The organism is Sediminicola luteus (assembly GCF_040566555.1).
GTDB lineage: Bacteria > Bacteroidota > Bacteroidia > Flavobacteriales > Flavobacteriaceae > Sediminicola.
Genome location: NZ_JBEWYP010000003.1, coordinates 237611 through 251102, shown reverse-complemented (window position 1 = coordinate 251102; position 13492 = coordinate 237611). Strand labels below are relative to the sequence as shown.

At 37.6% G+C, this 13492-nt stretch carries 9 protein-coding genes; 7 read left to right on the top strand and 2 right to left on the bottom strand.

The features are described 5' to 3' along the window. Positions 1–9 precede the first annotated feature (9 nt). A complete protein-coding gene (locus tag ABXZ32_RS07385) occupies positions 10–774 on the bottom strand; it encodes an outer membrane lipoprotein-sorting protein (RefSeq protein ID WP_354618036.1) in 765 nt (254 codons plus the stop codon). Between the two features lie 383 nt (positions 775–1157). Between ABXZ32_RS07385 and ABXZ32_RS07380 the strand changes: the two genes are divergently transcribed. Beyond that, complete coding sequence (locus ABXZ32_RS07380) at positions 1158–1553, top strand: acyl-CoA thioesterase (RefSeq protein WP_354618035.1); 396 nt, start codon at positions 1158–1160, stop codon at positions 1551–1553. Here the strand turns inward: ABXZ32_RS07380 and ABXZ32_RS07375 are convergent. Continuing rightward, positions 1550–2839: a dipeptidase gene (locus ABXZ32_RS07375; protein WP_354618034.1), complete on the bottom strand. Its 1290-nt coding sequence runs from the start codon at positions 2837–2839 to the stop codon at positions 1550–1552. The genes ABXZ32_RS07380 and ABXZ32_RS07375 overlap by 4 nt on opposite strands. A 181-nt stretch (positions 2840–3020) precedes the next feature. On the opposite strand from ABXZ32_RS07375, the gene ABXZ32_RS07370 reads away from it, so the two are divergent. The 6 genes from ABXZ32_RS07370 to ABXZ32_RS07345 are packed head-to-tail and all read left to right on the top strand — an operon-like array spanning position 3021 to position 13067. Further along, a complete protein-coding gene (locus ABXZ32_RS07370; RefSeq protein WP_354618033.1) occupies positions 3021–4820 on the top strand; it encodes an ATP-binding protein in 1800 nt (599 codons plus the stop codon). A 21-nt stretch (positions 4821–4841) separates the two neighbouring features. Continuing rightward, positions 4842–5213: a response regulator transcription factor gene (locus ABXZ32_RS07365; protein WP_354618032.1), complete on the top strand. Its 372-nt coding sequence runs from the start codon at positions 4842–4844 to the stop codon at positions 5211–5213. Positions 5214–5220: 7 nt separating this feature from the next. Continuing rightward, positions 5221–7977, top strand: a complete 2757-nt coding sequence (locus ABXZ32_RS07360) for a ring-infected erythrocyte surface antigen domain-containing protein (RefSeq protein WP_354618031.1) — start codon at positions 5221–5223, stop codon at positions 7975–7977. Next, the gene (locus ABXZ32_RS07355) at positions 7970–9397 is read left to right on the top strand and encodes a glycosyltransferase family 2 protein (protein WP_354618030.1); all 1428 of its coding nucleotides are present in this window, start codon (positions 7970–7972) and stop codon (positions 9395–9397) included. Before ABXZ32_RS07360 ends, ABXZ32_RS07355 begins: the two co-directional genes overlap by 8 nt. A gap of 5 nt (positions 9398–9402) precedes the next feature. Next, positions 9403–11802 carry an LTA synthase family protein gene (locus ABXZ32_RS07350; RefSeq protein WP_354618029.1) on the top strand — a complete coding sequence of 800 codons (2400 nt, stop codon included), beginning with the start codon at positions 9403–9405 and terminating at the stop codon, positions 11800–11802. Next, entirely contained in the window at positions 11799–13067 is a 1269-nt protein-coding gene (locus tag ABXZ32_RS07345; protein WP_354618028.1) for a YaiO family outer membrane beta-barrel protein, read from the top strand. The genes ABXZ32_RS07350 and ABXZ32_RS07345 overlap by 4 nt, the downstream gene beginning before the upstream one ends. Positions 13068–13492 lie beyond the last annotated feature (425 nt).

The following is a 13492-nucleotide window of genomic DNA, read 5'->3' as shown; positions in this document are numbered from 1 at the left end:
GTTATTAGATTATTTGTCCTCTTTTATTTCATCGGGAAAAGCAAAAGCTCCATCCTCTACGGTAGGATTAAGAACAATGCTCTCGATAGTCAATGGACTGCCAGGTTGCCCTTTAACGCCCTGGGTCATTGAGAATGGAAAGTATATGCCATCCACTTCTTGGTAGTCACTCATGGTTACCTCTGAAGTCATTCCTTTACCTGGACCCGACTTAACTTCCGACTGTACTGCTATGGGGACATAGTTTTCTGAATCAAAAAAGTAGAAGGAAACATCTTCTTCTTGTTTGCCATCAACCATTATTGGTTCTTTTACCAATTTAATTTTATATGTTTCCGCTCCATCAATGGTTTCCTTACCCATTAATTCAACGGTATATCCCTTTTCTTTGTAATTAATAAATGAATCAGGAAAATCATTGGAATTTAACTTAAAGTTAGCGGTAGCTTCTGCATCACTTTTTTCTGCCTTCATGGTCATGAAATTATGACTCCAAAGCGTGTTGCCATCAAATACTCCTTGTTTGATTTCCTTACCTTGAAAATTGATAATGGTCATTTGTCTACCATCGTTCAATTGCAAAATTTCCAAAGGTATTTCCATACCGCCTTGACTAACTTTGGCGGTCATCTTTACACCTTTTATACTCATCATTTTTTCCAAACCACCAACATTCTCAAAATAATTGGCTAGTATATCGTCAGCTGTTTGGGCCTGTAGTGGCGCCAAAAAAGAAATAAGCAAGGCAGCTAAACTGATTTTTAATGTCTTCATTTCCATTTAGATTTTAAGTTATAGTTTCTAATTAGTAGTCATTTGCAAGAATTGTTACACTATATGAGGTATAATCTTTAATTTTTTAACACCCTAACGCCATAACAGTTAAAATGATCCTAAGTACAAAAACCGAACCTTCTATATATTTAACTATTTGCACAGAATTAACGGTTTAGGGTGGTGGATTATCTTTCTATGGGATCATGGGGTATATGAATAAAAAAAAGATCTATATAAAATGACAATTTCAATAGTATGTTTTTGTCAATATCCGTTATTCATGGGCATTAAAATTTCAAATTCACATTTCTGACTCCTAATCCAAATCCATGTTATTTTTTCAAGATAAAGTCGACTAATTTTGGATAAAACAGTGAGTTATGAGATTTCATACTAGAAAATGGGTCAAACCAGAAGATTTAAATGCGAATGAGACCTTATTTGGAGGTAGATTGCTTGCATGGATAGATGAAGAAGCTGCTCTTTACAGTATTATTCAGCTGGAAAGCAAGAAGGTGGTTACCAAATACATGTCGGAAATCAATTTTATGAGTACCGCGGTTAAAGGTGATATTATTGAAATAGGGATTGAGGTAGTTAAATTCGGGAAGTCCTCGTTGACATTAAATTGTGAGGTCCGCAATAAGATGACCCGTGAGACCATTGTTACGGTTGACAATATTATAATGGTGAACTTAGGGGTCGACGGAAAGCCGGCATCCCATGGCAAAACCAAGATAGAATATGTAAAGGATAGACTAGCGGCCGAAAGTTAATTTTCGGCCAAGTTTTTTGATACTGCCTGCACTTCATCCAAAACCCTTAAAAGGTTTCCTCCCCATAGTTTTTCGATTTCCTCTTCAGAATATCCTCTTTTTACCAACTCCAAGGTCACGTTAAAGGTCTCGGAAGCATCATCCCATCCTTCAATACCACCGCCACCGTCAAAATCAGAGCTAATCCCTACATGATCTATTCCAATAAATTTTACCATATAATCGATATGGTTTACGAAATCTGAAACATTTACTGCTTCAGGGGCATTTTTATCCTTTGAAGCCTCTATTTTGGCCTGTTTTAAAACTTTAGGATAATTCGCCATGAACGCAGCTCTTTGAGCGTCTGACAGCTCGGGAAATTGGGATCTTTCATACCAATCAATATCCATTGAATCGGCAATTTTAGAATAGAGTCCTTTCATATATGCAGCTCTGGCTTCATGTTTATCCGTGTTTAGATAAGAACTGAAGGCTACGGTTTGTACAACCCCTCCATTCTTTTTTAACAGTAATAATTGATCATCATCCAAATTACGACTGTGATCACATAGTGCCCTAGCCGATGAGTGTGAAGCGATAATAGGGGCCTTGGAAAGTGTTACCATTTGCTCCATAGAAGATTTTGATGGGTGGGATATATCAATCATTATCCCAAGTCTATTCATCTCAACCACAGCTTTTTTGCCTAATTCACTTAAACCATTATGTAACCATATGCTATCCTTTTCTCCGGTATTGGAATCACAAAATTGACTATGTCCATTGTGGGAAAGGGAAATGTATCTGGCGCCAAGATCATGGTATTTTTCAAAATTTGAGAGATCCTCTCCTATGGGATATGCATTTTCTACACCGATCATGGCTACTTTCTTACCCGATTTAGAAATGCGCCGTACATCATCAGAGGTCAAAGCCAATTCAATTTTCTCAGGAGCTATGTCCTCACAGAGTCGGTGGATGGCTTCAAATTTATCCATGGCATTTTTTGCCGCTTTTTCATATCCTTCAGCGTTTAGGGAATCCTGTCCGGTATACACAATTAACCAAGAAACATCCAATCCGCCTTCTGTCATTTTCGGCAAATTTACTTGGGTATCCAAATTTTGGGTGTAATTGATGCTATCTGTGAAATTACCCACATTTATATCGTTATGGGTATCAATAGTAATCACCTTTTCATGTATTCTATGTGCCTTTTCCAAAACACTTTCGGCCATTTCCTTTTTCTCTTCCTTACAGGCTACCAAAGTTAAAATGCTGATAAATACGACAAACTGCTTCATAATGATTGTTTATATACCTACAAATAAAGCACTTTGACAACACAAAAGGAAGGCTAGATAACATTTAATTGCCTAAAGTGTATAGAATGGTGAAATTTAAAAAACCAAAACCAATAGCTAGTAATGGGCTTGAGAATTTTGAAATCGATTCATTAAGGCCATAACCCAAATCCAATACCCTTTGAAATCTAAAGACCTAACGTATCACTTAACCGACTTAGAAGCAAAACTGAGCAATCTATCTTTTGAAAAATTGACGACTGAAGAGGCTTCCCAGTTAAAAAAATCTTTCAATTCGTTAAAAAGTAGTCTTGAGGAAAAATTTGTTGGGACTACAGCTTCCAACACCTCGCCAACGTATGGAGGAGAGGAAGCAGAAATGGACAGAGGCCACAAAAAAAATACTTCCAGCCAGTCGCCAAAAAATCACACTAACAACACAGGGGAACATTTGGTTGCGAAAGTTAGCCATGAAATAAGAACGCCACTCAACGGAATTATCGGATTTACGGATTTATTACAGGAAAGCGAGCTTTCTGAGGAGCAAAAGCAACATGTATCTGCTATACAATCAGCTTCATACAACCTCATGGACATCATCAATGAGCTTTTGGAATATTCCAAACTCTCAGCTGGACTAGAACATTTTGAATCTGTGAATTTCAATTTCTACAGTTTGGTTAGGGACGTCATGTATCTCTGCAATACCCTTATCATGGATAAAGAGGTAAAATTGGAAGTGGATATGGATACCAAAATTCCAGAAATGTTGGTTGGAGACCCGTCCAAACTATCTCAAATATTATTAAATCTCGTTGGTAATGCCATTAAGTTCGTTAATAAAGGAGATATACATCTTAGGATCCAAGCCTTAAAGCAGAGCAATAAAGACATCGTTTTGGATTTTAAAATTATCGATACAGGTATAGGTATTTCCGAAGAACATCTCGAACATATTTTTGATGCTTTTAGACAGGCCGATCATGATACATTTAAGAAGTACGGTGGTTCTGGTTTGGGGCTGAGTATTGTTAAACAAATAATAGAGAACCTAAATGGTAATATAAACGTTACTAGCACCTTAGGAGTAGGAACAACTTTTAACTTTGAGCTACCCTTCATCATTGGTGTTGAGTTGCCAAAAGAAAAGGACGATCAGCACAAAGCAAACATTAATAATAGGAAGGACCTTGTAAAAGGCATGCAGATTCTTGTATTTGAGGACAACCTTCTCAATCAGAAACTCATTGAAAAAAGATTAAAAAGTTGGGGGTGTTTGGTTCAAATAACGGATAATGCCCAGTATGGTCTAAACATTCTTGAAAACAACAAGATAGATTTGGTTTTTATGGATCTTAGAATGCCGGTTATGGACGGATTTGAAGTGACCCGCAGAATCAGGAGCAGTAAGAACGCCTATGTGAGTCAAATCCCTGTTATAGCCCTAACGGCCGACTTTTCTATTAAGGACAAGGAACAATGTCAGAATAATGGCATCAATGATTACATTCTAAAGCCTTACAGTCCAGATGAATTATTATTGAAATTAACCTCTAACCGGGCAGATATGAAGATAATTGACAAGAATGACTCCAAGTTGGCGACCCAACCTAAAGTTATTATAGATGAGGAGGCGCCTAAAATAAATCTCAAACTCATTTTAGAGGAGTGTATGGGCGAAGTGGATCTTTTGGAGGAATTAGTAACCCTTTACAAGCAAAATGCCCTAGAATTTATCGGTAATGTGAAGCACCACCTAGAGGTGGAAGATTATGAAAACATTCAATTTGCAGCACATAAAATGAAATCGGGTCTAGCTATGATGCAGACCTACAGTTTGCACGCTATAGTTGTTCAAATACACCAAACTTGTATAACAGATAAGGATCAAAAACACCTGGAATTTTTATATAACTGTTTTCTGGAAGAGTATCCAGTAGTTATAAATGAAATAGAAATAGAAATGAAAAAATTAAAATAAACCCTAAACCATTCCCCCCAAATGGACAAGAAAAAAATTTTACTGGCAGAAGATGACGAATTACTAGCCTCCTTATTGACCTTCCGACTTGAAAAGGCCGGTTATATTGTGATAAGGGCCAATGATGGAAAGCAAGTGAAGGAGAAACTCTCTGAAAGCATTCCTGATATAATCGTCAGTGATATTATGATGCCGTATTTATCCGGGTTGGAACTGATTGATTTCGTCCGGAACCAATTGAGCTTGTCCGTTCCAATTATTATCATTTCCTCTGCAGGGAATGAGGAGAATGTATTAAGCGCCTTTGAGTTAGGCGCCAATGATTTTATATCCAAACCTGTAAGTCCAACAGAATTATTGGTAAGGGTTGCCAGAGAATTAAGAAAAGTCTGATCCATTAATGAACCTTCTTACCATACATAGCTATGCGCTGTTAGATGTTCCAAAGATCCATACGGATCTCTTGTGGGATTTAACGCTCTTGTTTTCTGTATTGGCTGTAGTTTATTTTGGAGTTATTTTCTTTTTTAGAAACAAATTCACCTCTAAGACCAAACAGATATCAGACCGTAAGAGGCAACTTTCGCCTATGATCAGCGAGTTTCTTTTTTACGACGCAAATAGTGCTAATGAGGAAGATCACAAGAATTATATAACCCTCAAGATCGAGATCAGGGATCTTATCAAAGACGAATTCAACCATCAAATACTGTCTGATATCCTTATCGATCTACAAAAAGATTTATCCGGAGAAACCTTGGAGCGCCTGTACAAGTTGTTTAAAGACTTAGGACTTCATATCAAAGCATTTGATAAGCTCAGGAGTTATCGATGGCAGGTAGTTTCCCAGGGAATTATGGAGCTCACACGGATGAGCGTCACAGAATCTTACGGCTTTATCACAAAATTTATAAACGATAAAAGGGGGACAGTTCGCAAACAGGCTGAATTGGCAGCGGTGTCGCTGGAAGAAAAAGGTATTGTGCATTTTCTGGATACCACCAGATATCAGATATCAGAATGGCAGCAGCTAAAACTAATGGATATCCTTAGACAGAAGGAAAACTTTCAGCCGCCTAGATTCAAAAGATGGCTGACCTCCAACAACAAGGCCGTGGTACTTTTTGCACTACGCCTTTTGAAGCATTATGATCAAAACGATGCTAATGCCATTTTGATCCAATTGGTGCGCCATAAAAACAAACAAATCAAAGAAGAAACTATCAGTTGTATCCAAAAATTTGGGGTAGTTGAAGCCTTGGATACGCTTAAAATGGTGTTTTGGAAGAGTAATGTGAACAGCAAGATTTTGATTCTCGATACCATATCTGAGCTAGGTACTGAAAAGGATATAGAATTCTTGCAAAATGTTGAAAGTAAGTCGTTTAATTTTGTTGTAAAAAGTAAAGCTTTAAGTACTATACTCACCTTGGCTCCTGATTCGGATATGACTTTGGAAGACCTGGAAGACACTTCTGATGATTCTCATTCAATGACATCAGATTTTATTGTATCCAATGATGAAGAAAGCACTCAACTTGAAGAAGAACCTATGAATGGGCCTGCATCGGATTCACCTGAAACGGATATTCCTGAAGCACTGCCATCAGAATTAGTTGTAACAGCTGAGACAAATATAGAAGTTGAAATTCCAGAAGTTGATTCAGAAAGTATCCCTGAGACATCATTAGAAAACAAATTTTTAGAGGAAGAACAATTGAAAGAATCAGAATTTGATGCACTTGATATGGAAATTCCTGAAGATCTGCCAACAGAAGATATGGTAATGCCAGAGGGTATTATTGAATTGGAAATTTCAGAAGTTGATTCAGATAGTATCCCTGAGACATCATCAGAAAACAAAAATTTAGAGGAAGAACAATTGAAGGAATCAGATTTTCATGCACTGGAATCGGAAATCCCTGAAGACCAACCACCTGAAGACATAATAACAGCAGAGCCAATAATTGAATTTGAAATTCCAGAAGTTGAATCAGACAAAGTCCCTGAGACACCATTAGAAAACAAAAGTATTAAAGAGGAGACCCAAACTAACAATACAGACCAACCCATGAAGGAAGAGAAAAAAGAAAAACCAGTAAAAGAATCCTTCTCCTTAAGCATGGAGGATTTAAAGAATTTAGAAGTGATTTCTGATGAAATACTGTATTCATTGGACCTGGAATCCCTTGATCAGTTCTTAAAAGACATCCCTGATTTGGACGATTTTGTTGAAATTGAAAAGGAAGAGCCCATAGTAAAGGTAAAACCAGATTTTAACGGTCTTCGTTTAAATAAAGATAGGACTGCACCCAACGACGACTTTTATGAGGATATTTTTTCCATAAAGGATGATTGTGATAAAAACATCCTATTGGATACCATCTTTGATGTTGGTGATGAAAGGGAGATTCCTATTTTGAAACAAATCGTGGTCAATGAAGATAACATAGGTATCAGGGATAAAGCCCTTAAAATATTAAATGGTATTTCGGATCAAAACTATTGGTTTTCTGAAGAAGAAGGAGCTGTCCTGGAAATTGAAAAGATTAGGGACAGGTGTATCTTTAAGCCTCTTTTTAAAAATGCAGATGTTGAAACCAAATTAGTGCTATTGGATCAAATAGGAGAAATAGGGGATACCAAGGAATATATCTTCCTAAAGACCTTATTGAGTACCGAAAATCCGATCCTCAAGAAAAAAATTGAACAGACCATCGTCTTATTGGAGGAACATCTAAACTTGGTTCCTGCTGAAATAGAAGAAATAAGAGGAGAATCCCCACGAAACAAGGATGGCAGCAAGGATAAGCTCATTAGAGAACCTGATGAACCCGTTAGTCCTACCGGAATCCTCACTTTGGATGAAGAAATTCCGATAGAGCAATTGGGAAATATCTATTCCGTAGAAAATTTTCAAAACACCAAAGGTAAAATGCCTTTGGATTTTTGCTTTTTATTGGATGACCTCGAAATAAGTCCTTCTAAGTCTTCAGATCTATTGGACATGGACTTTGAACTGGGTTCTTTGAAGGAACAATCGAGCACAAATAAAAAGCATGAAGAAGCTAAGAATAATGGGGCCACGGGAACCATTTCCTTTCTGGATCAGATTCTTTCCTTACCATCAAAAATAAAGGATATCTTTAATGGATAGTGGACTGCTAAATATCATCCTGGATTATATAAACATCGTTTTTTTGGTGTTTACAGTGGTGCTGTTTATCATGTTCACCTTTATGGGATACCTTTCCACCCGAAATTCCCTGCATTACAAACATAAAAATAGTTTTGGGGATCTATCCAAAATAATGGCCTCCCCAATGGCACCGAGCATTACCATTATTGCGCCTGCCTATAACGAAGGACTTACCATAGTGGAAAACATACGGTCCCTGCTCTCATTGCAATACGTTAACTACGAGGTAATGGTGGTAAATGACGGAAGTAAGGATGACACCTTAGAAAAGATGATTGCGGCCTATGACCTTGTTAAAATCGATAAAAAAATAGATCCGAATTGGCAATCAAAACCGATACGAGGTATATATAAGTCCAAACAACTTTCTTTTTCCAAACTTACAGTGATCGACAAAGAGAACGGCGGTAAGTCAGATGCCTTGAACACTGGCATGCACCTCTCAGAAAATCAATATGTAGGTTGTATAGATGTGGATTGTCTTTTAATGCCGGAATCCCTTTTACATGTGGTAAAATCGTTTTACCAACGCTCACAAAAAAGAGTTATAGCTGTTGGTGGGGTAATTAGAGTTGCCAATTCCTGTAAAATTGCAGGTGGGATGTTAGAGGAAATACGATTACCCAAGAATTGGTTGGCGAAATTTCAACTATTGGAATATACCCGCTCCTTTTTGCTGGGCAGAATGGCTTGGGGACGAATAGATAGTCTCTTGATTATTTCAGGGGCCTTTGGGTTTTTTGATAGGGAAATTGCTTTGGCCGTGGGAGGATATGACACCAAAACAGTAGGGGAGGACATGGAAATTGTCTTTAAAATGCGTAGATATATGCACGATAGGGACGAGCCTTATACCATTGAGTATATCCCAGATCCCTTGTGCTGGACAGAGGTGCCAGAGAGTTTGAAGATTTTGGTAAACCAAAGGGATAGATGGTCCAGGGGAAACCTGGAAACCCTACAAAAGCATAAGGATATGTTCTTTAACCCAAAATATGGGAAATTGGGAATGATCAGTTACCCTTATTGGTTCTTTTACGAATGGTTGGCACCTATTTTAGAATTCTTTGGATTCTTTTCCATTATTCTATTCTATTACCTAGGGATCCTAAACTGGAGCTTTTTTGTGGCAATCACCTTGTCCATTTATGCCTATTCGATAATGTATTCATTTTACGCCATATTATGGGATGTTTATTCCTATAACCAGTACACCAAAACAAAGGATATATTGACACTAATGTTATTCGCTATTTTGGAACCTGTAATATTTCATCCAATCGTGGTATTTTCCTCGGTCAGGGGTAATTATAAGAAATTGTTCAATATCAAATCTGGTTGGGGAGTTATAACACGTAAAGGATTTAGTAAAGCTTAAGATACATGCAGGTAGAAGAAAAAATAACAAAACATGCCCCCAGAAAGACCCTAAGGGAATATACCCGATTGGTCATTGCTTTCTTTGGCTGTCTTGTGGTTATTTCCTGTTACCAATTTATACGTTTATATCTCAGTGGAGTGTTGGATGTGTTTGTTGGCAAGAGCCTCTTGTTGCAATTGTTTCATCACCTGGGCTATGCCTCTTTGGTAGGGCTACTCCTGGTTTTTGGTTTTAATTTTCTGGAATCAAGAAAACCAAATTTTGGTTTTGTAGTAACCATAATCATTCTGATCATAGGTTTACTAACAGAGGTTTTATTGACGGAATACTATCTTGCCAATTATGAGATCCTAGAGGTAAACATACTAAGTCTTACGTGGTATGGGGTGAATATATGGAAGATCAGCACCATAGTATTAATGGCCATAATCAGCATGCTGTCACTATTTTTTCTATTCTATAAGATTACGGTCAAGGTGCATCGCATCATTAGTAAAATGTACCCCTTGACCATTGTGTTTTTTAGCCTGTTCTTGGCGGCACTAGCTTCGGAAAAGAAGCCTATCAATGAAAATAAAACGCAACATTTAACAGTTAGTCTTGCCGAGGAATGGTTGGATCTGAATAAGTATGATGGAAAGGTGGAATTCCCACTTCTCCAACCCACAAAAACTGAGGACCGTTTAGGGGAGTTTTTCAACCTGAAAGCAGAGAAACCGAATATTGTTATCTTGATCGTGGACGGCCTAGGATCGGACTTTTTGGGTAAGGACCCCAATTACGAAGGATTTACCCCTTATCTTGAATCCTTAAAGGGCAGTTCACTCTTTTGGACCAATTATGTGAGCAATGTAGGTCAAAGTTCCGAAGTTTTGCCGAGCATCATAGGTTCCTTGCCGTTTGGTAAAAAGGGATTTACCAATACCAAGATATCTCCCGAACGCAACACCCTCTATGGCATTCTAAAGGCCAATGGTTATTATACGTCCTTTAATTATGGAGGAAATAGTAGTATCAATTTTCTGGATAGGTTCCTTTATGAAGAACGGGTGGACTATATTTTGGACCGAAAGAATTTTGATGACACTTACGAACTACAAAAAGAGGATGCAGCCGGACTTTCTTTAGGATATCCAGATAGGGAGCTTTTCAAGAAATATAACGCAGATTTCATAGAATACCCGCGTGCCAGATTTGATGTGATACAAACTTTAAGTACTAAAAATCCGTCACTAATCCCTAATCTTTCCTATTATGAAGATAAAGTAGACAGAATCCTAGAAAAAGAAGCCCTAGGTTCAAAGCCCCGTAAAATAGTCGAAAATAATAAGGAGATATTCGCAGGCCTTTACTACATGGATCAAAGCATTAAGTTGTTCTTTAAAAACTATAAGAAAAAAAGGACATTTGAAAACACGATCTTCATAATTACAGGAACACACAACCTTTCCGACCTGCCCCATGGGAACAATCTAGATCGCTATAGGGTGCCACTACTTATTTATAGTCCCTTGCTCAAACAAACCAAACAATTCAATTCCCTCTCCTCCCATGCAGATTTGGCTCCAAGTATCCTTGCCTTGCTGACACAAAAATATAAACTGGACCTACCATCGGAAACTGCTTGGTTGGGATCTGGTCTGGTAAACAACGGTATGTATGATAAGGAGAAGAAAATACTATTTCTTAGAGAAAAGAACAATATCAGGGAATATATACAAGGAGATCATTTCATCTCAAGAAATACGGTATTTAAACTAGGTACGGATCTGGTTCTGAAGAAAGAAAAGGACGAACAAATCATTCGAGAAACTAAGGATGGATATAGGAACTCAAAAGCCATCAATAACTATTTGAACAATAATAACAAAATCATCCCAACTTCTCTGGCACTTTTCAAAAAACCCAAGAACGAATTTTCTAAACAAGAACAGATATGGGTGAACAGTGTTTTTGGCGGCGCCGATTTTGATAATGCCTATTCAACTGCCAGAGATCTGGCTTTGAATAATGAAAGGGATAGGGCCATGCTGCTCAGCAGGTACATTCTAACTAAAATTCCAGGTCACGCAGACACGGAAATCCTATTGGGCAGGGTAAATGCGTGGAATGAAGCTTATGGCGAGAGTATTGCAATCCTAAAGGAGGTCATTAGAAAATATCCCACCTATTCTGATGGGTATGCGGCCTTATTAGACGTATATTTCTGGTCCGATAAAAACCAAGAAGCCTTATTATTGATCGATCCATTGAAAAAGCATAATATCAAATCTCCAGATGTGATAAAGAAAATGACAAGGGCCATGGAAAATATGAAACAAGAGGCCCTGGAAAATCCCAATGCAGTGTATTTTGATTATACTAAAATTAAAGCTTATCTAGATCAGGTCACCATCAAATGAATCTAACCAAACACCATATCCTATTCCTATTTCTGGTAATATCCATTATTGGACATACTCAAGAAACACCTATGGAAAAGTCGCCAGAGGCATCGTTTGCAACTGCCCAAAATCTTGCATTTAAAGGTGATAGAAGCGAAGCTAGGGATACTTTGAAAGTTATACTGACAGCAAATCCAAATTTTCACGACGCCAGGGTATTATTGGCAAAGACTTTTAGCTGGGACAAACAATATGAAAATGCCAGAAAGGAATTCAATAAAGTGCTTTCTCATGACAAAATGATCAAAGATGCATGGATAGGGGCTATAAACAATGAAATATATGCCGAAAACTACTATTTGGCCCTAGGCCTTTCCAACAAAGCCTTAAAATATCTAAAACTGGACCAAGACCTATCTTTATTAAAGGCTAGGGCGATCAATTCTATCGGAGAGGTACCTTCTGCCATAGACTGGTTGCAGGATCATTTAAGGAGGTTCGAAGGGGATACCGCTGCCAAGGCATTTTACCGGGAACTAAAAGATCAGGTCAATGTGAACAGTATTGGCATCTCTACCACTGCCGAAGTCTTCGATATCGTATACGATCCAATGGCAGCGGTAAGTGTCGACTATAAAAGAGTTACCTCTCTAGGAAGTATTTCGGCCAATGTCAACTATGGACACAGATTTGGTGTGGATGGTATCCAATACGGGCTGGATCTCTACCCTAAGGTCACAAAAAACATATACACTCATTTAACCTATTCCTTTTCCAAAGCTGAGATCTTTCCCAAGAATTTAATAGGAGGGGAGGTCTACCTAAAGCTACCTAACGCTATGGAAGCATCATTAGGGGGTAAGTATTATGATTTTGAAAATTCCACCGCTACGGTTATCACAGGCTCATTTGGGATGTACAAAGGGAACTTCTATTATTCATTTAGACCTTATATTACCCCGGTGCCCAATGCATCTCCCAGTTTTTCTGGGGCGTTGGATGTACGAAAATATTTAAAAACTGCTAAAAATTATTTTGGGGGAGTGATAAGTTATGGATTTCTACCGGAATTAACCCAATTGAACATCAACAACCAATTGATTTCAGAAACGGTTCTATACTTGGAATCGCAACGATTGAATTTAGTCTATCAATTCCCCTCAAAGAATTTACAGAACCTCTGGAAATTACAAGCTGGAGCGTTAAGACAAGAGCTAGTCTTTGATTCTGAACGTTTTGTATGGTCGGTTTCAGCAGGGATCAATTACAGATTTATGTTCTAACAAACAAGGTCAGCCCATAAAAGAGCTTGTTTTTACAACAAAAAAAAGCACCTTCACCACAAAATGTTTTTTTGTTTGTACTAATTAAATAAGTTTACTCCATAGATTTAAAGTCCCAAATTTTAAATTAATTAAAACCCGAACTTAATTATGTTATACGACACCTACGGAGAGGAATACTTAATCTTCCTTAAAGATTTAAATGAAATTTTAAGTTTAAACGAATTGGTGGAGCTAGACTATTTATAGGCTAATAACATCATTATTAAAACCCCAAATTATGGCAAACCAAAATCAAGACAACGCAGCTTATTTGAGCTTTATGCAAGATTTAAACGAAATCTTGGTCAACTTTAATATTAATAAGTTGAATTATTCATAGTGCTATTAGAGCCACTAAAAAAAGGAGCACCTTATTGGGTGCT

Excerpts from the sequence above, each read along its gene's own strand:
- ABXZ32_RS07365 (WP_354618032.1), top strand. The coding sequence starts at position 4,842 with ATGGACAAGAAAAAAATTTTACTGGCAGAAGATGACGAATTACTAGCC.
- ABXZ32_RS07380 (WP_354618035.1), top strand. The coding sequence starts at position 1,158 with ATGAGATTTCATACTAGAAAATGGGTCAAACCAGAAGATTTAAATGCG.
- ABXZ32_RS07360 (WP_354618031.1), top strand. The coding sequence starts at position 5,221 with ATGAACCTTCTTACCATACATAGCTATGCGCTGTTAGATGTTCCAAAG.
- ABXZ32_RS07385 (WP_354618036.1), bottom strand. The coding sequence starts at position 774 with ATGAAGACATTAAAAATCAGTTTAGCTGCCTTGCTTATTTCTTTTTTG.
- ABXZ32_RS07345 (WP_354618028.1), top strand. The coding sequence starts at position 11,799 with ATGAATCTAACCAAACACCATATCCTATTCCTATTTCTGGTAATATCC.
- ABXZ32_RS07350 (WP_354618029.1), top strand. The coding sequence starts at position 9,403 with ATGCAGGTAGAAGAAAAAATAACAAAACATGCCCCCAGAAAGACCCTA.
- ABXZ32_RS07355 (WP_354618030.1), top strand. The coding sequence starts at position 7,970 with ATGGATAGTGGACTGCTAAATATCATCCTGGATTATATAAACATCGTT.
- ABXZ32_RS07375 (WP_354618034.1), bottom strand. The coding sequence starts at position 2,839 with ATGAAGCAGTTTGTCGTATTTATCAGCATTTTAACTTTGGTAGCCTGT.